This is a genomic window from Spirosoma validum (assembly GCF_014699035.1).
GTDB lineage: Bacteria > Bacteroidota > Bacteroidia > Cytophagales > Spirosomataceae > Spirosoma > Spirosoma validum.
In genome coordinates this window covers 380,839-405,753 of the sequence record NZ_JACXAA010000001.1, presented here as the reverse complement: position 1 = coordinate 405,753, position 24,915 = coordinate 380,839, and the positions used below count along the sequence as shown (strand labels likewise).

Annotated in this window: 14 protein-coding genes; 5 read left to right on the top strand and 9 right to left on the bottom strand. The window is 48.7% G+C overall.

Annotation, left to right across the window (positions count from 1 at the left end):
- Positions 1-26: 26 nt before the first annotated feature.
- Together IC230_RS01610 and IC230_RS01605 are read right to left on the bottom strand one after the other, a co-directional pair.
- Positions 27-2,432, bottom strand: coding sequence for an ABC transporter permease (locus tag IC230_RS01610; RefSeq protein WP_191037212.1), 2,406 nt, complete (start codon positions 2,430-2,432; stop codon positions 27-29).
- Between the two features lie 191 nt (positions 2,433-2,623).
- Positions 2,624-5,020 carry an ABC transporter permease gene (locus IC230_RS01605; RefSeq protein WP_191037211.1) on the bottom strand — a complete coding sequence of 799 codons (2,397 nt, stop codon included), beginning with the start codon at positions 5,018-5,020 and terminating at the stop codon, positions 2,624-2,626.
- 53 nt (positions 5,021-5,073) lie between these two features.
- Between IC230_RS01605 and IC230_RS01600 the strand changes: the two genes are divergently transcribed.
- Complete coding sequence (locus IC230_RS01600) at positions 5,074-5,553, top strand: Uma2 family endonuclease (RefSeq protein ID WP_191037210.1); 480 nt, start codon at positions 5,074-5,076, stop codon at positions 5,551-5,553.
- Between the two features lie 19 nt (positions 5,554-5,572).
- Here IC230_RS01600 and IC230_RS01595 read toward each other — a convergent pair whose 3' ends face one another.
- From IC230_RS01595 to IC230_RS01575, 5 genes are all read right to left on the bottom strand, one after another.
- On the bottom strand, positions 5,573-8,005 hold the full coding sequence (locus IC230_RS01595) for an ABC transporter permease (protein ID WP_191037209.1): 2,433 nt from the start codon (positions 8,003-8,005) through the stop codon (positions 5,573-5,575).
- Between the two features lie 181 nt (positions 8,006-8,186).
- Complete coding sequence (locus IC230_RS01590; protein WP_191037208.1) at positions 8,187-9,314, bottom strand: acyltransferase; 1,128 nt, start codon at positions 9,312-9,314, stop codon at positions 8,187-8,189.
- A gap of 120 nt (positions 9,315-9,434) precedes the next feature.
- Entirely contained in the window at positions 9,435-11,804 is a 2,370-nt protein-coding gene (locus tag IC230_RS01585; RefSeq protein ID WP_191037207.1) for an ABC transporter permease, read from the bottom strand.
- A 232-nt stretch (positions 11,805-12,036) separates the two neighbouring features.
- Positions 12,037-12,927: a GDSL-type esterase/lipase family protein gene (locus tag IC230_RS01580; RefSeq protein WP_317171742.1), complete on the bottom strand. Its 891-nt coding sequence runs from the start codon at positions 12,925-12,927 to the stop codon at positions 12,037-12,039.
- Positions 12,928-13,299: 372 nt separating this feature from the next.
- On the bottom strand, positions 13,300-15,498 hold the full coding sequence (locus IC230_RS01575) for a DEAD/DEAH box helicase (protein ID WP_191037205.1): 2,199 nt from the start codon (positions 15,496-15,498) through the stop codon (positions 13,300-13,302).
- Positions 15,499-15,964: 466 nt separating this feature from the next.
- On the opposite strand from IC230_RS01575, the gene IC230_RS01570 reads away from it, so the two are divergent.
- Positions 15,965-16,198, top strand: coding sequence for a DUF2905 domain-containing protein (locus IC230_RS01570; RefSeq protein ID WP_191037204.1), 234 nt, complete (start codon positions 15,965-15,967; stop codon positions 16,196-16,198).
- On the opposite strand, the gene IC230_RS01565 is transcribed toward IC230_RS01570, so the two are convergent.
- Positions 16,164-17,729, bottom strand: a complete 1,566-nt coding sequence (locus IC230_RS01565) for a hypothetical protein (RefSeq protein WP_191037203.1) — start codon at positions 17,727-17,729, stop codon at positions 16,164-16,166. The genes IC230_RS01570 and IC230_RS01565 overlap by 35 nt on opposite strands.
- A 79-nt stretch (positions 17,730-17,808) precedes the next feature.
- Positions 17,809-18,615 carry a sugar phosphate isomerase/epimerase family protein gene (locus IC230_RS01560; protein ID WP_223860171.1) on the bottom strand — a complete coding sequence of 269 codons (807 nt, stop codon included), beginning with the start codon at positions 18,613-18,615 and terminating at the stop codon, positions 17,809-17,811.
- A 294-nt stretch (positions 18,616-18,909) separates the two neighbouring features.
- Here IC230_RS01560 and fbaA point away from each other — a divergent pair, with 294 nt between their 5' ends.
- From fbaA to IC230_RS01545, 3 genes are all read left to right on the top strand, one after another.
- Positions 18,910-19,989 (top strand): class II fructose-bisphosphate aldolase, encoded by a 1,080-nt coding sequence (gene fbaA / locus IC230_RS01555; RefSeq protein WP_191037202.1) that lies wholly within the window; start codon positions 18,910-18,912, stop codon positions 19,987-19,989.
- Between the two features lie 496 nt (positions 19,990-20,485).
- A complete protein-coding gene (locus IC230_RS01550; RefSeq protein WP_191037201.1) occupies positions 20,486-23,812 on the top strand; it encodes an efflux RND transporter permease subunit in 3,327 nt (1,108 codons plus the stop codon).
- Positions 23,793-24,914: an efflux RND transporter periplasmic adaptor subunit gene (locus tag IC230_RS01545; protein WP_191037200.1), complete on the top strand. Its 1,122-nt coding sequence runs from the start codon at positions 23,793-23,795 to the stop codon at positions 24,912-24,914. Before IC230_RS01550 ends, IC230_RS01545 begins: the two co-directional genes overlap by 20 nt.
- Position 24,915: the final 1 nt, after the last annotated feature.

Sequence of the window (24,915 nt, the reverse complement as noted above, 5' to 3'; positions counted from 1 at the left end):
TCCTCCCCTTTGTCCCTCTCCTCCCTTTACTCCGTTTTTAATGATTTTACCGGATTCATCAACGCGGCTTTCACGCTCTGGAAACTGACCGTTAACAGCGCAATCAATACCGTTAGGCCACCGGCCAGCAGAAACACCCACCAATGGATGCTCGTCCGGTAGGCGAAATCGTTCAGCCAGGTGTGCATGGCATACCAGGCAATGGGCGAGGCAATAATCAGCGCCACAATCACCAACTTCATAAAGTCTTTGGAGAATAGCGTCACTAAACTTATCTCCGACGCGCCAAGTACTTTGCGGATGCCAATTTCCTTGGTACGTTGCTCGGCCATAAACATCGACAAGCCAAACAGACCCAGACACGAAATCAGAATGGCGATGCCCGCAAAAATGCTGAACAGGGTTTGTTGCGTTTGTTCACGAGCGTAGAGCCGGTCAAAACGACTATCCAGAAACTGATAATCGAACGGATGCTCCGGGAAGAATCGCTTCCAGACCGTTTCAACGCGCTGAATTGCCGTCGGTACATCGCCTTTCAGCGGAATGGATAGCCATCGGAAGTTTTCTGTCGACATAACCATCGCCAGTGCGGCCATCTCCTGGTGTAAGGATTCGAAGTGAAAATCTTTCGTAACACCAATAACCTGGCCTTTCACCTGACCGTATCGGAAAGCTTTGCCAATGGCTTGTTCGGGTGTCCAGCCTAACTGACGCACAGCCGTTTCATTCAGGACGATCATCGACGTATCAGTGGAGTAGGATCGGGAAAAATTGCGTCCGGCAGCCATTCCAATCTGATAGGCCGGAATGAAATCGTAGTCAACGCGCAGGCCCCGCAGATTGATTTTGACCGGAGCCATACTATCGCCTTTTGCCGCCGAGGCATCCCAGGAGTCGAGCAACCGCATGGACGGAATTCGTGATGAACGACCCAGACCGCGCACCGCACCGGTTTGAATGAATTGTTCTTTGAGTGTTTCGAAATTCCGGGTCGAATCGCTAAAATCGGGCATCAGTAAAACCTGGTCTTTCGCATACCCCAGCCGGTAATCCTGAATGTACTTCATCTGGTTATACACTACAGCTGTGCTGATCATCAGGGCAATCGCTATCGCGAATTGGGTGATAACCAGTACCTGTCGAAGTTTACCGGTACGCATGGTTGAGGCAATCTGGCCTTTCAGTACGCCAAGTGGCCGGAACGACGTCAGGAAAAAAGCTGGATAACTGCCCGCTACCAGGCCCGTCAGCAACGTAATGCTAACCAGAATAATAAGAAAAACAGGATCGAGAAGTTGGCTGAAAACCAGTTGTTTCTGCGTGAACTGATTGAGCGCGGGTAGACAGAGCATAACCAGCAGAATGGCGATGCCCAAAGACAGAGTTACCAATAAAATGGATTCGCTCAAAAACTGACCAATGAGCTGGGTGCGCAAAGCCCCTACAACCTTGCGCATCCCAACCTCTTTGGCCCGCCCCGCCGAACGGGCTGTTGCCAGATTCATGTAATTGATGCAGGCGATCAATAGAATGAATAAACCAATGGCCGAGAATAAATAGATATAACTGATGTCGCCCGTTGGCTCTACCTCTGAATCGGTGTGCGACCGTAAGTGAATACTCGTCAGGGGTTGCAGATTCAACACCGACCATTTTGACGGATTCCGCCCTTCTTCCGGTGGAATATTCTTGTTCTGAAAAGCCGGGAATGCCGCTTCAATACGTTTGGGATCGACATTGGGTGGTAGTAACACATACGTATTGAAGGCGTTGTTACTCCAGTTTTTTCGTAACGCTTCCGCCCCGTATACGCGGGGGTCGTTAAACGTCGAGAATGAGGCCAGAAACTTGGGGTGAAAATGCGCCTGAGCGGGCAGCGGCTCATAGACGCCCGTTACCGTCATATCGAACTGGTTATTAAGCCGCACCGTCTTGCCAACTGGGTTTTCGTGGCCAAAGTATTTCTCCGCCATCGGCCGGGAAAACATAATGGAAAACGGATTGGCCAGCGCCTGATCCGGGTTGCCGCTGACGAGGTCAAAATCAAATACCTTGAATAGATTGGCTTCGGCAAAGTATATATCGTCCTCGTTGAAGGAATGTTCGCCGTACTTTATCAATCCGCCGTTATCAATGGTTCGGACAACCTGTTCAGCTTCCGGGAAATCCTGCTTGATCAACGGTCCAAACGGCGGTGCCAACTGCGCCAGCTTTAACGAAGCGCTTCCTTCCGATGACAGAAAGGTTCGGGTAACGCGGTAAGTGCGGTCTGCGTTTGTATTATAGCGATCGTAGCTCAGTTCATCTTTCACGTAGAGAGCAATGAGCAGGAAACACGCCAGACCAGCGGCCACGCCCGTAATATTGATGAAACTGAACGCCTTATATTTTCGAAGATTGCGAAACGCGATAAGCAAATAGTTACGTAGCATAACATGTACAGAGTTTGGCGCCATACAAATCTGCCCAAATGCTATACCAGAAAATTAACTGTCTGATTATCAATAATAAAATTTAGTTTTTAGAAGGTGAATGTCCGCAAACGGACGCCGGACGTACAGTTGCGGACAGGAGTCTGTAGAAGCTGGTTCGCCGACGTGACCTAATATCCTGCGATTCTCTATTATTCTGAACGTAGTGATTTGATCGGATTGACCAAAGCTGCTTTCACACTCTGGAAACTTACAGTCAGCAAGGCGATACCGACGGCCAGCAAACCGGCCAGGGCGAACACCCACCAGGCTATCGTGATCTTATACGCAAAGTCATTGAGCCACTGATTCATGGCATACCACGCCACCGGACTAGCGATCAGGATAGCCAGTAGCACCAGTTTCACGAAATCTTTTGAAAGCAACGTAACGATGCTGGCGACCGACGCACCCAGCACTTTTCGAATACCAATCTCTTTGGTGCGTTGCACGACCACAAACGAAACTAGGCCGTACAGCCCCAGACCGCAAATAAGCACGGCGATTCCGGTGAATACGTTGATCAGCCGGGCTGTGAGCGCTTCGGTCTCATACTGTCTGGCGATCTGATCATTCTGAAACTCGTATTCAAAAACCTCATTAGGATATAACCCCTGCCATGTTTCCCGAATGCGCTGTACCGTCTGCTCCTGATTTTGGCTCGTGATGCGAATGCCTGCCTGTGCATACATAGGCGCGTAGCTGGCGATAAAACAGGGGCCGATAGGGTCGCGGAATGATTTCTGATGAAAATCGCTGATCACGCCAACAATGGGGAGCGGAACCGGCGAGAGATAGTACTGCATTGTTTTACCCAGCACTTGCTGCGGATCGCGGAAACCGAGCTGACGCAGCGTGGTTTCGTTGATCAGATACTCCCGAATGGTGTCGCTGGGTACGATGTTACGTCCGGCAATGAGCTGTAGACCGTACGTTTTCAGGTAATTTGCGTCGGCCAGTCGCTCCCGAATCGGAAATCGCTCCCAATCGGGTTTGCCGTTAAATTTGAAGGAGCCGCCGTAATTCAATTCGCTCGCCGGGGGACGATGTTCGAAACTAACCGATTGAATAGCCGGATACGCGGATAACTGCTGTCGAAAAGCTTCCTGCGTGGCGGGCTTCTTATCGGGTATAGTCACCATCACTACGTTGTCTTTCCGAAAACCCAGGTCCGCCTGCTGCATGTAACGGATTTGATTCGCAACGACCAGCGCCCCAATAATCAGCACCTGACAAACCATAAACTGCACGACAATCAGGGTTTGACGGATCGGAAAATTCCCAGCAGAACGTAACGTTAGTGTACCTTTCAGAGCCGCCCACGGATTAAATCCCGACAAAACCGCAGCCGGATAGCCGCCCGCCAGGCCAATCACAACGCTGATCAGCAATACCACAAACCCGAACGTCTGCCCGTTTATCGGCAACGACAAATTCACTGACAACCACTGATTGACCAACGGCAACGTAGCGGCAACCAGCAGCAAAGCCAGGCCGGTTGCCGTCAATACGATAAGGCTCGTTTCGAGAAGAAACTGGATCACCAACTGCCCCCGCGAACTCCCCAGCGTTTTGCGAACCCCTACTTCTTTCCCACGCCGAAGTGCCTGCGCTGTGGCCAGGTTGATGAAATTGATACAGGCTGCCAGAATCAGCAACGAGCCAATAACACCCAGCGACCACAACAATGAGGCACGAATGGAACCGCCACCTCGTGCTACATCGAAGTGGAACTCGCGCATGGGTTGCAGGTGAAACCGGAAAAATTTAGCATCTGGTCCGTACTGACGTTTCGCCAAAGCCGGAAATGCTCGGTCGAGGCTGGTAGCGGTATCCGGATCACGTAGCGTAAGGTAAATCCGGTTCGTACTGTTCAGGAGTCCCCAGTCCGTTTGGTCATACGTCGGGTCGTGTTGCTTCAGGGTTGCCAGCGAGATAAAGATTCCCAGATCCGTATCGGCCGTCGTTGGCGGATCGGCGAGTACACCCGCAACCGTTACATTGGTTCGATTGTCGAGCGTTATGGTCTGTTCCAGCGGGTTCGTTTCGCCAAAGTATTTTTGCGCGTACGCCTGGGTCAGAACAACCCGATTCGGTTGTTGAAGTGCCGTTTTGGGATCGCCCTGCAACCACGTATAACTCAGTATATCGAACCAGTCCGGCTCAACAAATCCCATATGGTTATGCTCCCGAAACCGAAGGGGTTCGGCTCTACCCGCTCGTTTTACACTAAGGGTCATTTCCCGAATCATCCTCAGGAATGCCGCTTGGTCTACCTGCGGATATTCCGTTCGCATGACCTGCGCCATCGGCAGAGGTGCTTCGGGGTTAAGTTCAATCGAGCCATCGTCAAGGTACAAATCGGTGTCGACCCGAAAAATCCGGTTGTAGTTGGCATGGTGCCGGTCGGTGCTATAATGATAGCGAATGAACAGAAAAATGAGTAGTCCACCCGCTATGCCTACGGTCAGACCCACTACGTTCAGGAGCGAATATCCACGTTGCGAGCGCAGGTTTCGGAGGGCAATTTTGAGGTATGAACGAAGCATGTTGGTTCTAGTTTGTTATCTTTGATTATCATTCTGAGAAAATCTCGTTACGCATGGAAGCAGTCATTGAGAAAGTATCTGATTACGAGCGCGAACGTGGAAAGCCTATGCCCACCTTAAATCACGCTTACATACAAAAAAATTTGCTTGTTAGTTTAGACTATCGCTATCGGAAAACCCACACTATCCTGTCTGAACTCAATATCACAATGCCCGAACGGCCGGATACGGTTCCGGATATTGCCATCTACCCTAAACTGCAAATTGACTTCCTGCATGACGTAACGTCTATGACTGATATGCCGCTGACTGTAATCGAAATTGTGTCTCCTTCCCAATCCGATGCCGAAATCCTGACCAAGTTCGAGCGATATTTCAACGCGGGTATTCAGTCATGCTGGTTAGTAATGCCTAGTCTTCAGGCCATCGCCGTATACTCAGCCATTGGTAAATACCAGTTTTTTACGGATACAACGACACTCACTGATTCGGCTACAAACATCGAATTGGTATTGAGCGAAATTTTTGCCTGAACGTTTCCTGCCAATACGTCTACTCACTCCGTAAACTCTTCACCGGATTCACTAAAGCCGCTCGAATAGCCTGCGTACTGACGACCAATCCCGTTAACAGGGCCAGAATAAACGCTACCAGCACAAAGGGGGACCACGACAAATCGGTCCGGTAGGCGAAATGCGTTAGCCAGTCGCTTAACAAATAATAGGCTAATGGCCAGGCAATCGCATTGGCAATCAGTAGGATCAGCACGAACTCTTTCATGAATAAATTGACAATGCTGATTGTGGAGGACCCCAGCACTTTGCGGATGCCGATTTCTTTGGTACGTCGCGTTACGTTTAATGACACCAGCCCTAACACCCCCAACAACACAATGATCAGTGCCAGTGTAGTGGCCAGCCGGGATGCCTTTTGCAGTTGTTTTTCGGTTTTGTAAAGCTTCTGGAGCGTATCGTTTATGAATGAATATTCGAAGGGTGCATCCGGAAACAATCTTGCCCATTCTCTGCGAATAGCCTCTACGGTTTCAGGAAGATGACCAGCGCTGGATGAACCTGGTGCTAGTTTGAGCGTAAAATAGCGGTAAATGGGATTTGCCCGGACATGGAAGAAGATGAGCGGATTGATAGGTTGATGCAGCGGGCCAAAATGAAAATCGTTTACGATGCCATCTACCCGATAGGTGACGCTACCGCCCTGCAACCGCACAAGCTGGCCCATAGCTTTGGCCGGATCACGCCAACCCAGCGCCTTTGCCGCTGACTCGTTTAGCACAACTCTTGTAGAGTCATAACCGCCACCGTTGGCGTGAAAAAACTGCCCTTCCTGTAGGTGAAGCCCATAGGTTTGCGCAAAGTGTTCGTCGGTGATCAGCACATCAACAGTAGTGGCCGCCGTACTGTCGCGTCCCTGTCGGAACAACCTGCTGCTGCCGCTGCTTCGTCCGTCCGGAACGACAAACGACAAACTCACATCGCTCACACCAGGAATGCGCGCAAGCTGGTTCCGAATGCCTTCCATCCGTTGCACCCCATCCTTCGACCAATCGCGCGGGACAGAGGCTACCGTCATGATCTGGTCTTTCTGATACCCTAAGTCTTTACTGAAAAAATAAGCCACCTGCCGACTGATCACCATTGCCCCCACAAACACCAAAATGGCGACCGTAAACTGGAATACGATAAGAGCCCGGCGTAGGCCGATCCCTTTCTGCACCGAGGCTCCAAATCGCCCTTTGAGTGATTCAATAGAGGGCATACTGGACAGCACAAAAGCTGGATAACCACCCGCCAATAGGGCAACCAGCAATACCCCACCAACCAAGCCTGCAAAAGCAACCGGCGACCACGTAATCAATGACGGGATTGGCCGCTCCAGCAAATCCGCGAACATCGACCGGAAGATTTCGTGAAAACCCAGCGCCAGCAACGTAGCACCGATCGTTAGCAGAAGGGCTTCGGCCAGAAACTGACCAATAAGTTGCCGTTTCAACCCACCCAAGGCCTTCCGAACACCGATTTCCCGCAGGCGCGTCGCTGATATGCCGATGGTGATGTTGACGAAATTGACTACCGCCATTAGCAGAATAAAAACCGCAATAATGGTCAGCGTGAGGACCATCTTTTCAACCAGACCATTGTTGCCTTTTAGGTACTGCGTCTTCAACGGACTAAGCGATACGTCGAGATTTTCCTTGAAACCCGGCGGTGCATACGTCGCCAGAACCTTGGCTATAGGTTGGGTTAGTTGATCGGCCGTTACGCCCGGTTGCAGTTCCAGGAAGTTCGGAATGTACTGATTCTGCCAGGAGTTTATCCCGGCTTCCGGCGCGAAGTAACTGACGTTACGCATCGGAATAAAAACCTCGTCTTTTACACCTACCAGATCCGTAACGCTATTCTTTGCCAGATCCTGCAGCACACCCGTTACGGTGAATAGCTGTTTGCCGCCCGCGGGTGTTTGTACGGCTAGTTGTTGCCGAAGTACATCGGTTTTGCCGAAAAACTTCTGAGCAACGCCTTCAGTGATGACAATGGAATTGGGTTCGCGGAGGGCCGTTTTGGGGTCGCCGTAGGCCATAGCGAAACCAAACATAGGCAACAAGGTCGAGTCACCTACTTCAATACTTTGCCGGAAGTGCTTCTGATCTTTCGAGATAATCGCCGTTACGCCGTAGAACCGGTAATAATTGGCGACCAGGTTGGGGTATAACTGCTTAAGTGTCGGGCCAAGAGGAGCCAGTGTCGTGATGTCCATGCCCATGGTGGCTTCTTTCCAGTGGCTATGTACCAGATACTGTTGATCTGCATTTCGGATGGTTTTATTAACAGCGAGTTCGCCCTGAATGTAGTTGCTGATGAGCAGCAAAAACGTCATGCCAACCGTCAGGCCAAGTAACGTAACAAGCGCATAAAAACGTCGCCGAAGCAGGTTACGAATCGCGATTTTGAGGTAATTCTGAAGCATGGGACAACCGATTTACGATGTAGATGCGAAGGTATCGACAATCGGAAATGGTTCACGCTTTTTGTTGATTACTAGCCTGTTAAAAAATGTTAAGCCAGCATTTGCCCAGTTATACGCTACGCGAAGACACTACGTGGAATCGTTCTGGAAACAAAGGTAACTATGACCTCATCTGAACGGATCACATGACCACTTTTCTGGTTAGTTTAGTTAAGCTCATGAGCCAGATAATGAACAGGGGTATACTGAAAGAAAATACGGCAATCAACAGAATTTCGGCCAAGGCAGGCAATACACTAATCGGATAAATCAGGTCGTAACCTACCTGCACGAAGAAAAAGTGAGAGAGAAACACACCGAACGTAAGCGCGGCAACTTTTGCCAATAAAGGGGACGGGTTAATTCTAATTTTCTGTACAATCACGAAGACCGAAAAAGTCATCAGGAAGACGTTGATACCCGAGAAATACCAGATTATTTCAAGATTGGCGTAACTGCCAGGAAAATAGTTCTGAGTTAGGATAAAGCCGCCCGACGTAACGGCGTAGCCGATTGTAAACAGGAGTATAGTCACCGACAACGTGCGGCTCCAACTCCAGTTAAGCGGATAGTGAACCAGATAATAAGCTAAAACCAGGTAGCCCAGAAAGCCGGAAAAATAATAGAACGTACCGTACGGATTCCAGTCGCACACACCTAGTAGACCCGTATTGCCGTAGTTACCTGTATACCCTAGAAGCGGAGCCAGCATTCTCAGATAAGGGAGGCACATGCTAACGATCCAAATACCCAGAAACCATTGAATATCACGTCTCGAAGCCTGTTTAAGCCAGGCACTGATAATCGGCATAAACAGGTAGAGGCCAATCAGCATATACACATACCATAAGGCAGTGGTGTCGTAGTTGAAATTGAAAAGGAACGTGTACAGTTTTTGGAGCGTCTTCTCTAGCGTATGGTCTGCGGCAATGATATTGGGGCTGATAATCTTTACCCCGGAATTAACGTAGAGAAAGTAGAGGATCGGTAGCACCATCGACCAGAAGATAAAGGGTATGATCAGTCTCTTGGCTCGTCGGGTATAAAATGTGGCCATGTCCATCTGAACCGGCAACAGCAATACGCCCGAGATCATCACGAACAGAGGCACACAGGGACGTACAAAACTGCCAGTAAAGGCTCCGGTCAGAAATTCATGCCGGTTATTATCAAACTGACCAACAAACGGATCGCAGGAGTGGGATACGATAACCAGGAAGCAAGCGATTATACGCAATAAGTCGACCCACGCGATGTGTTCTCTGTGCATTAGTTGAGGAATTGTTCTCTAGAGGCTGCACAAAAATAAAGAAATAAAATAGCGCCGGGCATGGGGGTAAGGGCAATGGATCGCTTTACCCTTTGCCCTTACCCCCATGCCCGGTGCGATCTATTCCGAACGTAGTGATTTGACCGGATTCACCAAGGCCGTTTTGATGCTCTGGAAGCTGACGGTGAGAACCGCAATCAATACGGCCAGAACAATGGTCGCAGCGAAGTACCACCACTCAAGATTGATTCGATAGGCGTATTTCTCGAGCCAGCCGCTCAGGAAATACCAGCCCAGCGGGAACGCAAGAAGGGCCGCAAACAAAACCAGCTGAATAAATTCTTTCGACAACATGCCCACCAGATTCGCCACGCTGGCTCCCAGTACTTTCCGTACGCCGATCTCTTTCGTCCGTTGCTCGGCGGTGAAAGCTGCTAAACCGAACAGACCCAGGCAGGATATGAAAATAGCCAGAAAGGCAAAATAGCTCGACAGCTTACTGACCGTATTCTCAGCCTTATACAGATTCGCAAACTCCTGATCCGTGAAGAAATAGTTGAACGGAAAACGCGGATTGAACTTCTTAAAGCTTGCTTCCATACTTGCCAGCGCTTGTTTGGTCTGACCGGCCTGTGTACGTACTAAAACGTTTCCCCAATAATTCGTCGTGTCGTTAGCACCCCGTTCCAGGCGCAGAATGAGTGGTTCAATGGCGGTGTGGAGCGAATTAAAGTGAAAGTCTTTCATCAGGCCGATGATTTTTCCCTTCTTACCCCACATCGTCAGTTCTTTACCTACCGGATTTTTATAGCCTATTTTCCGGGCCGACGCTTCGTTGATCAGGTAATTACTCGTGTCGGTGCTGTAATCCGTCGAAAAATCGCGTCCGTCAAGGAGTTTGATGCCCATTGTCCTGACGTAATCAAATGAGACCGCATTCTGGCTGAAGAGTATCAGCTGCGTAGTGTCTTTACCAGGCCATCGAACCCCCTGCGTTGAACTACCTACCGCCAGCGGGTCCGACTGCGAACAGGTTACGGCTTTGATGCCCGGCTGTTTCTCCAACTCCTGCCGGAAGGTCTGGAAATTCTTCTGTAAATCGCCTTCCAGCGGCATATAAAGCAGGTCTTCACGGTTATAGCCAAGGTTTTTGTTCTGTATGAATTGAATCTGGCGGTACACAACGATAGTACCCAGAATCAGCATAATCGACAGGCCAAATTGAAGTATGACCAAACCCTTACGAAAATACGTAGCACTCGACTTAAACTTCAACCCACCTTTCAGAATGACAACCGGATTCAGTGACGACATAAACAGCGCTGGGTAGCTCCCCGAAATAAGGCCTGTCAGCATCGCTAAGCCGATCATCAATAAAAGAAACGCAGGATTTGCAAAATTGAGCGTCAGCTGTTTTTCCGTAAGTCCGTTGAATACCGGTAAGATCAACAGCACAATCAGAATCGAAAACACCAGCGATAACAGCGTAATCAGGATCGATTCACCCAGGAACTGGCTCACCAGACTATACCTGAAAGCGCCGACTACTTTCCGAACGCCCACTTCTTTTGCCCGCTTGACGGAACGGGCCGTAGCCAGATTCATAAAATTGATACAGGCAATGGCCAGAATGAAAATGGCAACAATGGAAAAGATTTTTACATACTCGATACGTCCCCCGGTCTGCTTTCCTCCCTCCCATTTTGAATAGAGATACGACTCGCCGTAGTTCTGCAAAAACAGCTCGACGTTGCTGTCCTTGTTTTTCGTTTTGATGTAATTTTTGATTTTGGCATTTACCTTATCGACCGACGTGTTAGGCGCTAATAATACGTAGCATCGTGGGCCATTATTTTCCCAGTCTTTAGACCACGTATTTGTTTTCTGCCACCGTTCGTAACTCAGCAGGAAATCAAATTTCAGTGACGAAGTTTCCGGAATATCCGCTAAAATACCCGTTACCATGACGTCGTCCTTGTTGTCAATCCGAACGGTTTTTCCCATTGGGTTCTGCCCTTTAAAATACTTGTCGGCCAGCTTTTGGGAAATAACTAACCCATCCGGACGCTTGAGTGCCGTTTTCGGATTGCCTTCCTTAAGTGGGAAGGAGAACATTGTCAGGAAATCCCCCTGCGCGGAGCGACCTTTCTCCTTTTCGAAGATATTACCTACCGTAAACAAGATGGACTCCTCCCAGAGCGCCTGGCTGGCCATCTGAATTTCGGGAATGTCTTTAACGATATTCTCGGCGAGGATGCCAGGTGTCGACGCATACGTATTGATCACACCAACGTAGTGTTGATTTTCCATAACCCGGTAGAGCCGACTGTCGTTTTTATGATAACGATCCATGTGGAGTTCGTCCTGAACCCAGATCATAATAAGTAAGCTGCAGGCCATGCCAAGCGCTAGCCCCAGAATGTTAATGAAGGAAAATGTCTTGTTTTTCCAGAGGTTTCTCCAAGCGATTTTGATGTAATTACGTAGCATGGGGGAAGGGTTTGGGTAAAGGGCATGGGGTTCGGGGCATAGGGTGAAAGCAACGATTTACTCTAGGCCTCGAACCCCATGTTCTCTGCTATTCGCTCCGCAAAGACGCGCACTCAAGCAAGATGTTGCATCGGCAAAAATTTCTAGCTAAAACCGCATAAACCAAAAGCCGGTAAGTCGAAACCTACCGGCTTTTGGGCAAACTCGCTGAGTCAATACGTACTGTCGAGCGTTACTGGATTTTTTGCCAGATCTTGTCAGCAATGTAAAACATGCCCAGATCATTTGGATGGGCTGCTACACCAGGATTTTGGTATTGACTGGCGAAACACTGAGCCTGCCCAAGGATACTGCTTAAATCAACAAGAGTATGACCTTTTTCGGCTGTTACTTTTCGGACAATCGCGTCGAAGTTGGGTTTGTACCATACGCTGGTTGTACAGACAATTCGAACGGGCTGATTGTAGCTGGCTAATCGATCCAGTAACTGACGGAAATTACTCTCTAAGTTCCGGCTTGCTGCCTGCGTGTCGTCAATATTTTCACCAATCCGAACGATGATCAAATCGGGTTTGAAATCAGTAAGAGGCTGATTGAATTCATCCAAAGTATAACCTGGTGTTCCGAACTTTCCTTCGAAGTTTAGCCCTGGATATAATTGCAAGCTGGTTTCCAGAGCCGGATAAAGCGTTTTCAGACGCGCTGTCAATAAGTGAACAAAATCTCTTTCTGGGGCTGATGCGGCCATTCCATTGGAGTTGAACCAGCCGAGCTGTTCAGAAGGAGGATGGTACATAATACTGTTCCCGATAATAAGCATACGCTTGAAATACAGGGCGAATGAGGCCGATCGAGTGTGCGATAGCTTCGTTCCAGCGCGAATACGGCTAAGAATTGTTCCGCCGGTTGATAAGACCATCTGAGTGCCTGTTTGCCATGTTTCTCCGTCATTCGTAGAGTATTCGATAACAGCCTGAGGGGGTAATGAATCGGCAGTAAGCTTTACCTCGGTACTCATGTAAAAGATACCGCCATTCGGTGAAAAATTAGGTGGTGGTACGGTCAATGTATCGGACTGGCTGGGCTGTACGGGTGCAGCTGTTGTAGACGAAACAGGTGTCACCGTTGTTGAGGAGCCTGGCGTTGGGCAAGGACAATTTTTTCCTGTGGTGTCGGGCTTTGCCGGTGTTGATGACGGGGGAGGAGTAGGTTGGGTGTTATCTAAAGCTGGATAATCACTGCTACAGCTATTGAGTCCCAGTAGTATACATACAATAGCACCTACTAAGTGGACTATCACTACGTATGAAAAAAACGTTCGTTGGCTAAGCATACCTGAAAAAATAAACGTTTATTTTCTATCAACAAAATGCCGGAAGTGATGAGAAGATAAAATACGGATTGAGTAGGCTGGCTGCAATAATTGATGACCCAAAATAAAAACGCCGGGAAGTCGAAACCGCCCGGCGTTTTTGTTGTATTGCAAAATCAAGTATTACCGAGCAATTTCAATATTCACCCGACGACCTTTGATGGTGTTCCCTTCCATAGCGTCAACAACGCGGTTTGCTACGTCTTTCGGTACGTCCACATACGTGAACTTGTCGAAAATGTCGATGCTACCGATGCTGCCACCCGGAATGTTAGCCTCTCCGGCAATGGCGCCTACGATATCACCTGGGCGGACGAAGTCCTTGCGGCCAATGCTCACCATCAGGCGAGTCATGTTGGCTTCACGCTCACGCGGAACCCGTTTATCGTCGCGGTCGAAGTAAGGCTTGCGCTCTGCTCCGCGATCATCCCGGGCCGGTCGGAATGCCGCATCACCGTCGTTACGTTCGAAGCGAGGACGGTCTTCGCGATTGCCGAAACGTGATCCACCCCGTTCATTCCGATCGCGATCTGGTCCGTCGTTACGGCCAAAACGGGAACCCCGGTCGTCACGTTCGTTGAAGCGACCTCCACCCCGACGATCTTCGAAACGACCAGCTCCTTCACCACGACCCCGGTCATTAGTGCGTCCACGATCCTCACGACGACGGTCGTCTTCCAGACCAAGATTTTGGTCAGCAAATTCGTTCTTCTCAAGGCCCATACTACGTTTCACCAGAGCCGCTACGATCTGTTCGGTCGTAAAGCCTGTGTGATGCAGTTGGGTTAGTAAATCGTCGTATAGGTTCAGGTCTTTGCTTTCCTGAATTGTCTGTTGCAGTTGCTCAATAAAACGAGCTTTCCGAACGCCAACGATGTCTTCAAAGGATGGAATAACTCCTTTCTCAACCCGTACTTTCGTATACGACTGGATTTCGCGGAAACGGTATTTCTCGTCACGACCGACCATCGAGAAGGCCCGGCCCGACTTACCAGCCCGACCCGTTCGGCCGATCCGGTGTACGTAATATTCTTCGTCTAGCGGAATGTCGAAGTTAATAACAGCATCGACGTCATCGACGTCAATACCCCGAGCCGCTACGTCGGTAGCCACCAGAATGCTGGTTGTTCCCGAGCGGAACTTGCTCATTACGTTGTTCCGTTGCGCCTGACGAAGATCACCGTGCAAGCCTTCGGCCTGATAGCCGCGGATTTGCAGATCTTCAACGATCTCGTCGACTTTGCGCTTCGTATTACAGAATACCAGCAGCAACTTCAGATCGTACATGTCGATCAAACGACACATTACTTCCACTTTCGCTTTTGGCTTTACTTCAAAATAGACCTGCTCGATGTTGGTGTTAGTCAATTCTCTCTTGACAACTTTCACCAGCACTGGATCTTGTAAGAATTTCTGTGTGATCTGCATGATCGGCTTCGACATCGTAGCCGAGAACAGAATCGTTTGCCGCTCTTCGGGCATGTCTTCCAGGATACTTTCAATATCTTCCCGGAAACCCATATCCAGCATTTCATCGGCTTCGTCAAGAATCATCATCTTGATTTTGTCGAGCTTGAGCGTGTTACGTTCCATATGGTCCATAACGCGACCTGGCGTACCAATGACGATATGCACACCGCTCTTGAGCGACCGAATCTGCCGTTCGATGGAATCACCACCGTAAATAGCTTCGATCCGAACCCCTCGCTTATGTTTTGCCAGTTTCTTGATTTCTTCAGCTACCTGCAAGGCCAGCTCACGCGTTGGGCACAGGATCAGCGTTTGTACTGAACGATCCTGAATATCAATCAATTCAAGCGCTGGAATGCCAAAGGCAGCGGTTTTACCCGTACCTGTCTGTGCCTGACCGATGACGTCGCGACCTGCCAGAATTGGTGGAATGGCTTCGGCCTGAATGGGCGATGGGCTAATAAAACCCATGTCGGTTACAGCCTGAAGAAGTTCCGGTGAGATATCTAAGCTAGAGAATAAAAGCTGATTCGGATCAGCCTTTGGTTCCGTCTCTGTTGCGGGTGTATTGTCGGCAACAGGCGTTGTAGTGTCGGTATTCGCTGCGACGGTTTCATCGGCTACGATAATAACCTTGTCGGCAATTCCTTCAACAACTGTGTCAATAGAGGAGTCATTAACGGACGCATCGATAGTCGATTCATCGGTAGGAGTGGCCTTCTTTTTAGAAACCTTCGCGGGTTTAGCCTCAGTCGTAGCGGGTGCAACCGCACTGGCGGCCATTTCTGATGCTACTTTTTCAATGTCCAGAAGATCGTTTTGATCAACGGCTTTAGTTGTTTTCGTTTTCATTAACTTGGAAATGATTAAATAAACCAATCATCCAAGCGAAGACGAGTGTGTGCCGGTGAACGGCGCGATATTGCGAGAATTGCCCAACGAACGAAGCTGCCCAACGACCCAACTAGGACCCACACCCCCTGCCCTCATCAAATAGGGGGAAAAGACAACGATTGATGTACCGACTCAGCGGAATGATCAATACGACCGATTGACGATTAGCCCACGCGCAAGTGCTCCACCCGGGAGCGTCCACACAGAAAACCCATCCTGTACATCCGTACCTGGCTCTGTCAGACCTAACTCAGCGTGTAAAAAGGAGAGAAACAGAGACGCGACGGATGTCGCTTGTAAAATCTGGTGCAAAATTAAGAAGAAACTGCTAAAAAAGCAAGTATGGACTTCTCTATATTGTATTTATTTTAGATATGTAGCACTGCCAGTGGCTGCTACGTTGATATAACAACGATCTCGATCTATGAATTCAACGGCAGGTAAATATATTATGCTCATCGGAGCTGCGCTGGTGCTGATCGGCCTGATCGTCTATTTCTTCAGTGATAAGCTAAGTTGGTTAGGCAGATTACCGGGTGATATACGTATCGAAGGGAAAGACGGTGGTGGATTCTATTTTCCGATCGTTACCTGCATTGTTGTGAGTATTCTTCTGAATCTGATTATTGTTTTGATCCGTCGCTTTTTCGGGTCGTAGCGCTGGTGGATTTAGTATCGGGCGTCTCGTCGCTGTAGGTGAGTTTATTCAGGTAAAATACCTCGCGCTGATTCGTATAGTTTCTTGTAAGCGCAATTTTCTGAAAACCGAACGCCAGAAAATGACGGCCATACCAGGCCATCAGATTATCCTTATTCGAAAAGGTTACCTTCTCATTTTCGGTGTTGGTTTTGAGCTTAAATTTCTCCCGCTCTTTCAGGATCTTATTACCCTGAATTACTTCGGTAGTTATTTCACCATCGTTTGGATAAGCCAGTACCATGCGGTCGCCCTGTTGCGAAACTTGAACCATCTCGGTTAAATCCTTGCTCAACAGCTCTTTAATCGGGAAACAATTGTCCCAGAGTAACTGCCCCTGTTTGTTGAAACCGCAAATAAACGCGTGCGTATAGCGGTACCCCTCATAGCGATCACTCCCACGCATGTTGCCACCGTAAGCTAATGTATTGCCCCGATACTGAGGATAATACACTTCCGCTACGAGTGTAAGGCCATCGGGCGTCGGTTGCAGATCGTGGACGAGCAATCGATAGTGAAACCGGTAATCCTTGCCTTCTTCTTTCTTCTTCTGGGCCCGAGCCAGCAACTTCTGCTGTCGATTGGGTTTTAGGTAATTAAAGAAATTCTGAAGCTGCGAAAATTCAATGTATTGAATGGAATTAGCCGTTGTATCGGAAGCGTTATTCGAATCCCCGTGATGAATGCGCGTTACGTAAATACCCTGTGAATAAGGTGTACAATCGGTTGAATAATTACCAACCAGCAGTGATTCGGACTCATTGATGGGCAGTAGCTTTCCTGAAATCAGGCTGTTTTCGGCGCCGTCGAAATCCAGCGTACGGAGCAGCTTATTCTCATAATTGTACGTCCGTATCGAAAATTTGCAATGACGCTTTACCGAGTGAATAAGCACATTTACTTCATGGCGGGCTTCATCGATCTCCAGACTATTGAGTTCCATCCGGTTTACGTACAAGCCAGGCAGCACTTTTGCCGAACGGTCGAAAAAGGAAAACGACATCACCACCGGCCGAGTGTGTCGATATCCACCAACGTAAGCCTGGCTACCCATTACTTTAAAATGACGAACATCGAACTGGTCAACCAAGCTTCCCTCAAACGTCTCGATGGTGCCGTCGTCAAGGTGAACCCGAAGGAACTGAAATGTCCCGGTATCGTATTCGCGAAAGAGGTGATACGCATATTGATCGGTATCGTAGGTTAGAACGGATTTGAATTTAATATCCTGCTTAAACTCGGTTTTCCAGATCTGCTTAAGATTTACATCGTATCGCTGAAAATCATAGCGGATAGGCGTATTGTCATAAGAACTGCCAGTTCGAATGGTCACCAGCACACCCCGTTCCGTTAACGGTGTTACCTCGAATGACTCAGCCTCATTCGGGTTCGATGGAATTTCCAGCCGCATAGAATGCGCTAACTGCGCCCAGGCCGGACGTAGCGTAACGCATAAAAGCAGTAGCCAGAGTAAACAGTAGAGACGACGCATAAAAGGGCTGTTGGATATAGAACCAATTTATGCGTTAAAAAGCACAAATACTACTAGAATAATTATGTGTCGGGATGGGTTAGACCTGCCACCGTTTTTTTAGATAATCCTTCATAAATACGTTAACATCCCATTGACTGGCGACGGGCTGCTGGGTAAAGGGAAGTGTAGGCAGATAACCTGCCGGACCGAACTCACAGGTGACGGTAAGTGTGGAGGCATTCGCTTTCTGTAATCGGGCACGGATGGCGTCCCACCACTTGGCATGGGTTTCGAGAGCGTCTTTCCATTCGGGTGCGCGCGGGTCATTTACCTGCGGACCTTCCGGGTGACCAACACGACAATGAATGTGATCACTAACGGCAATAGCCCGGTTAACATTACCGATTTGATCGGCCAGATACGATTCTGCTACGTTAACCCAGTGCGAATAATCGGCGGTCAGACGTAATTCGGGAATCTTGAGCAAGTAATACTGAATGGCTGGAGCGCTGTAAGAAAAACGGCCCCGATGGGTCTCGTGCAGTATACGTACGCCCGTCTGTTTCTGGACATCAAGCGCGAGCTGAATCAATTCGGCATTTTGTTCGAACGTAAAATAATCATGGCCTGTGTGCGCGTTGATAAACAGCGGTTTATACGAAGCAATATCGAGCAGGTCATCGTGGTATTTTTTCTTATGTTCGGCAAAATTGGCCCCACCGCCAAAGGCCATCAAAATTAGTTCGAGGCCGTTGTCGCGCATAAGCTGAGCGGCTTCCTTGCGTTTATCAGCGCCAGCGGCTATTTCCATGCCGTCATAATCCGCTTGTTTAACTCGTTTGGCTGCCTCGGCATAAGACAGGGTTTCCATACCCCACATGGGGCAGAAGAAGATAGTTTTCAAGGCGTAAAGGGTTTGGTTTATTTCTCAAAAATGTCAAAAAAAACGGTTTTACAACCCTCCGAAAGTACAGAATAAATAAGTTGGCTGAACGTGTTCTGCTACGTTGACACAAAAAAAGCAGTTGGGAAAACGAATGGCTGATCAACAAGATGTGTTTTCTGAGGGGTGAGCTTTACGTAACAGTAGCAAAATTTCCATAATATCCCCAACTTTACCGCTTTGAAATCAACTAGGTTAGCCGGTCGCATTTTCGGTAAACTATTTATTGAACGAATCCAAAAATAATCCCTAATCATGAGCGAAATAGCCACCCGTTTTGCCTCCGGCGTTGTAACCGGCGAAGGCGTTACCGAACTTTTCCGTCACGCCAACGAAAATGACTACGCCCTGCCCGCCGTCAACGTCGTCGGAACGGACTCTGTTAATGCCGTTTTAGAAACGGCTAAAGCTGTTAACTCGCCGGTTATCATCCAGTTCTCGAACGGTGGCGGTATTTTCTATGCGGGCAAAAGTCTGCCGAACGACAAACAGCAGGCCGCCATTGCTGGCTCTATTTCGGGCGCCCTGCATGTTCATCACGTAGCTGAATTATACGGGGTTCCGGTGATTCTGCATACGGACCACTGCGCCAAGAAACTCCTGCCCTGGATCGATGGCTTGCTGGACGCTGGCGAAAAACATTTTGACCAAACCGGTAAACCGCTGTATTCGTCGCACATGCTCGATTTATCGGAAGAGCCGATCGAAGAGAATATCGAAATCTGCTCTAAATATTTTGAGCGAATGGCTAAGATCGGCATGACGCTTGAAATTGAGCTGGGCGTAACGGGTGGCGAAGAAGATGGCGTCGACAACACCGACGTTGATGATTCCAAGCTTTATACCCAGCCTTCGGAAGTGGCTTATGCCTACGAAGAACTGAGCAAGATTTCGCCAAACTTCACCATTGCCGCTGCGTTTGGAAATGTTCACGGCGTATATAAGCCGGGCAACGTAAAGCTGTCGCCAATCATTCTGGACAACTCACAGAAGTATATTCAGGAGAAATATGCGACGGGTCCGCTACCTGTAAACTTCGTTTTCCACGGTGGTTCGGGATCGAGTCGCGAAGAAATCCGGGAGGCCATCCGGTACGGTGCTGTCAAGATGAATCTCGATACGGATATGCAGTGGGCTATGTGGGAAGGTATTCTGAAATACTACAAAGCAAAAGAAGGGTATCTGCAATCACAACTGGGTAACCCCGAAGGTGCTGATTCGCCGAATAAAAAATACTACGATCCACGCGTGTGGTTGCGTAAAGGCGAAGAAAGCATGGTGCAACGCCTGAAAATTGCTTTCGAAGATCTAAACTGCATCAACCGGTTGGCATAACAGGGTCAGGCCATACTGTTCACGAAGTGCCGGGTTTATAGCCCGGCACTTTTTTTATGGTGTATGAAAGTTAAGTACGGTGGGTTACCAAACGAAAATTTTATACGCATCAGTAGAAAAGCTGCCTAAACAAGTTGGGTAATTTTCGTGCACAAAGCGCTTGATAAGTGGGCAGTACGTAGTGGTCATAAAACAGAAATGCCTGCCTGATTTATACCGCGTTTTGTCGCTTAAATAAGGGGTTGTTAGATAGGTGTTTTTACTTACTGAAGACGTAGTGACAGGGTAACAGACAAGGGTAAAGTTCTGTTAAGGAGTACACGGAAACACGTGAGATTAACGGACAAATTCGTTAACTTTCAGAAAGTTATCCAAAAGATGTGATGTATTGTGGAAAAAATTGGGTTTTATCTGATTCTCGTTTGAGTTGTCACAAAGCCGCAGAATTAAACCCTTCGATTGGCTCAACAGAGTTATGAATTTTAGATAATTTAAGATGAATTTAATCAGAGCCGCGTTACGTAAACCAATCACAATTCTGGTAATTGTCGCCAGTTTATTTTACTTCGGTATAGGGGCTGTTCGTTCGATCAAGATTGATATATTTCCGAATCTGAATCTGCCGGTTATCTATATCTCTCAACCCTTTGGGGGCTATACACCCAACCAGATGGAGTCTTTTTTTGGGAAGCAATACGTAAATCTGCTGCTCTACGTATCAGGGGTGAAAAGTATTGAAACCAAGAACATTCAGGGTATTACGCTGCTAAAGCTATCCTTTTACGAAGGCACCAACATGGCGCAGGCCGCTGCTGAAGTATCGGCTTATTCAAACCGGGCGCAGGCCACTTTCCCGCCCGGTTCGCAACCACCCTTTATTCTTCGTTTCGATGCCTCAACCTTACCGGTTGGTCAGTTAGTATTGAGTAGTCCGAAACGGACCAATAATGAATTGCAGGATTTGGCGAACGTGTATATCCGCTCAGGCTTTACGTCAATTCCTGGATTAGTATCACCGGCTCCGTTTGGAGGGAACTCCCGATCCATTGTGATAAAAGCTGATCCGGAATTGCTGCGTGCGCATAACCTGAGCCCCGACCAGTTAGTGGCCGCGCTACGTATCAACAACCAGGCAACACCCGCCGGAAACGTGCGGATTGGTGACCTGAACTACTTTACGCCTGCCAATACCACCGTTAAGAATGTTGAGGATTTTGGTAATATTCCGCTCTATACGGGAACCGTTCAAAATCTGTATCTGAAAGACGTAGCGACCATCGAAGACGGAGCCGATATTACCCAGGGATACGTACTGGTCAACGGGAAACGCTCGGTATATCTGCCCATTACCAAATCAGCGGATGCGTCGACCTGGGAAGTTGTACAAAATCTGAAAGCGGCTCTACCACGTTTTCAGGCTTTACTACCGGAAGATGTAAAACTAACGTATACCTTCGACCAGTCGGTGTATGTAATCAATGCGGTAGAAAGTCTGATGACCGAAGGGGCGATTGGCGCTATTCTGACGGGATTAATGGTCTTGCTCTTCCTGGGCGACTGGCGCGGGGCGCTGATCGTGATCATTACCATTCCAACCTGTATCATTTCGGGGGTTTTGTTTCTGTCGTTATTCGGTCAGACCATTAATATCATGACGTTGAGCGGTCTTTCGCTGGCTATCGGTATTCTGGTCGATGAAAGTACCGTAACGATTGAGAACATTCACCAGCATATGGATATGGGCAAGCCCAAAGCCCTGGCCATCTGGGATGCCTGTAAGGAAATTGCCTTTTCGAAGCTGCTGATTCTGTTCTGTATCCTGGCCGTGTTTGCGCCCGCTTTTACGATGACGGGTATTCCGGGAGCGCTGTTTTTACCCCTTGCGCTGGCCATTGGTTTTTCGATGATCACCTCGTACCTGATGGCGCAGACGCTGGTGCCCGTATTGGCCAACTGGATGATGAAAGAACACCATCCGGTTAGCAACGGAAAAGCGACTAAGCACGAAGTCGTAAACGGACACCTCATCAAAGCCAATGGGATCAATGGCCAGAATGGAAAAGCAGGCGCCAATGGCCACCACACGCACGAGGATATACTTGACCAAAAGGAAAAACTGGCTCATCAAGCCGACCTTGATAAAGACGGTAAAATCGGCCTTTTTGAACGGGTTCGAATGCGGTTTGTTCGGTTTATTAACCGGACGTTGCCTTATCGAAAGCCGATTGTTGCCATTTATGTACTGGGGTCATTAGGCATTGCGGCTTTGCTGATTACGTTTATTGGTCGGGATGTTCTACCCAAAGTTACCGGGCATCAGTTTCAGGTTCGGTTGCGGAAACCCGATGGTACCCGGCTTGAAAAGACTGAAGCGACCATGCTGCAAACCATTAATGTGCTGAATAAGCTGGTTGGCAAAGAGAACGTAGAGATTACGTCGGCGATGGTGGGGATGCACGGTGCTCAGTTTTCAACGAGTCCAATTTACCTGTTCATGGCTGGGCCACAGGAAGGCGTTTTGCAGGTGAGCCTGAAAGGAAACTACGATGTCGACATGGATCAGCTGAAAGATCGATTTAGAGCCAGTATGAGAAAGGCCATGCCCGATGTCAAGCTTTCGTTCGAACCGATTGAATTAACGGATAAGATTCTCAGTCAGGGGTCGCCTACGCCGATTGAAGTAAAACTGTCGGGTAAGAACAAACAGCAGAACGAGGAGTATGCCAATAAGGTAATTGCTAAACTGAATCAGATTTCGTATTTGCGAGATGTCCAGATAGGACAGGCTACTAAATATCCGGCGATTAACGTAACGATTGACCGAACGCGGGCCGCTCAGTTAGGAACGGATATTTCCGCCATTTCCCGCTCGCTGATTGCTGCTACGTCGTCGTCACGGTATACAGAGAAAAGCGTGTGGATCGATCCGAAATCGAGTCAATCGTATACGGTACAGGTACAGGTTCCGGAAAACCAGATGAAGAGTGTTAATGACTTGGGCGAGATACCCGTTTCGCCAAATTCAAACCGCCCGGTGCTGAGTGACGTAGCAACCTTGCAAGCTGGAACGACCTATGGTGAGAATGATAATATTGGTGCCATACCCGTATTATCGGTAACGGCCAATTTGAACGATATGGATTTGGGTACAGCGGCCAACGATGTTCAGAAAGCCATCGACTCACTGGGTGAATTACCCCGCGGTTTAACGGTGAAAATGCAGGGATTGACCCAAGTACTGATTGATACGCTCGATAGTCTGCAAACGGGACTGTTAACCGCCATTGTCGTTATCTTTCTGATGCTGGCGGCTAACTTCCAATCCTTTAAAGTATCTCTGGTTGTTTTATGTACGGTACCAGCCGTGTTGGTAGGGTCACTGGTCCTGCTGATGCTTACCGGTTCGACGCTGAATCTGCAGTCGTACATGGGAATGATTATGTCGGTGGGTGTGTCCATTTCCAATGCGGTGCTGATGGTGACAAATGCCGAAGAGCTACGCATGCGCAACGGTAACGCACTTCAGTCCGCCAGAGAAGCGGCCTCATTACGGATGCGACCTATTTTAATGACCAGTGTAGCGATGGTCGTGGGGATGATTCCAATGGCATCCGGTCTGGGTGAAGGCGGTTCCCAGGCGGCTCCGCTGGGTCGGGCTGTAATCGGTGGGCTGATTGCGTCAACCTTTGCGGCTTTATTCATTCTGCCTCTGGCGTTTGCCTGGGTTCAGGGTAAAACAACAACGGAATCGGTATCACTCGATCCTGAAGATAAAGACAGTAAATATTACATTCCCTCCTCGTATGAAACGGCGAATTCATAAACCAGTACGTAGTCTGCTTGCGTTTGCAGGAAGTTTGCTGCTGGCCAGTTTATTAACCAATTGTCATTCCCCAGACAGCAAAGCAGAAGTTAGCGAAACCGAAGCTGCCGCAGCACCAGCCGCTACGGAGGTATTCTCGTTAAAAAAGGGAAAACTAGCTTCCTCCCTGCAAATACCCGGTGAACTAGTAGCGTTTCGCGACGTAGATATTTACGCCAAAGTCAGTGGGTTTATCAAAATGCTAAAGGTAGACGTAGGCTCTGAAGTGCAGCAGGGTCAGTTGCTGGCCTTAGCTGAAGCACCTGAACTGAGTTCGCAACTCGCTTCGGCTGAATCCAGACTGAAGGGGCAGGAAGCGCTGTCAATTGCCAGCAAAGCGAACTACGAGCGCATACTGGAAGCCAGTAAATTCTCAGGGGCTGTTTCGAAGAACGATGTCGATCAGGCACTGGCGAAACGTAACGCCGATCTGGCTCAGTTAGATGCCGCTAAATCCGCCTATCGGGAAGTGGCTACGTTACGGAGCTATCTGGAAATCCGGGCGCCCTTCAACGGGATCATTAGTGCCCGTAACGCCAGTACAGGCGCTTACATCGGGCCAGCGGGTAAAGGTTCCGAATTCCCGTTGTTCGTGCTGACAGAGCAGAAGCGACTCCGTTTAGTCATTGCTGTGCCCGAAGCTTATACAGGATACGTGGACCAGAACAACGAAGTGAGTTTTACTGTCAAAACGTTTCCTGACAAGAAATTTACCGGAAAAGTTAAACGACTATCGGGCGCTCTGGACAAACGTCTGCGATCGGAACGGGTTGAAGTCGATGTCGTCAACAATGATAAGAAGCTACTTCCGGGCATGATCGCCGAAGTTAGTCTGCCACTGCCGACGAAAAACAGTACGTTCATTGTTCCAAAGTCGGCCATCGTTAATTCAACAACCGGCGTTTTCGTTATCCGGGTCAGGGATCACAAAGCGGAATGGGTTCCTGTAAAAAGAGGCCTTGAAGCTGATAACAAAATGGAAGTATTTGGTCAGTTGAACGAAGGCGATCAGCTAATTACTACAGCTACGGAGGAAATCAGGGACGGATCGCCGGTGAAATAGA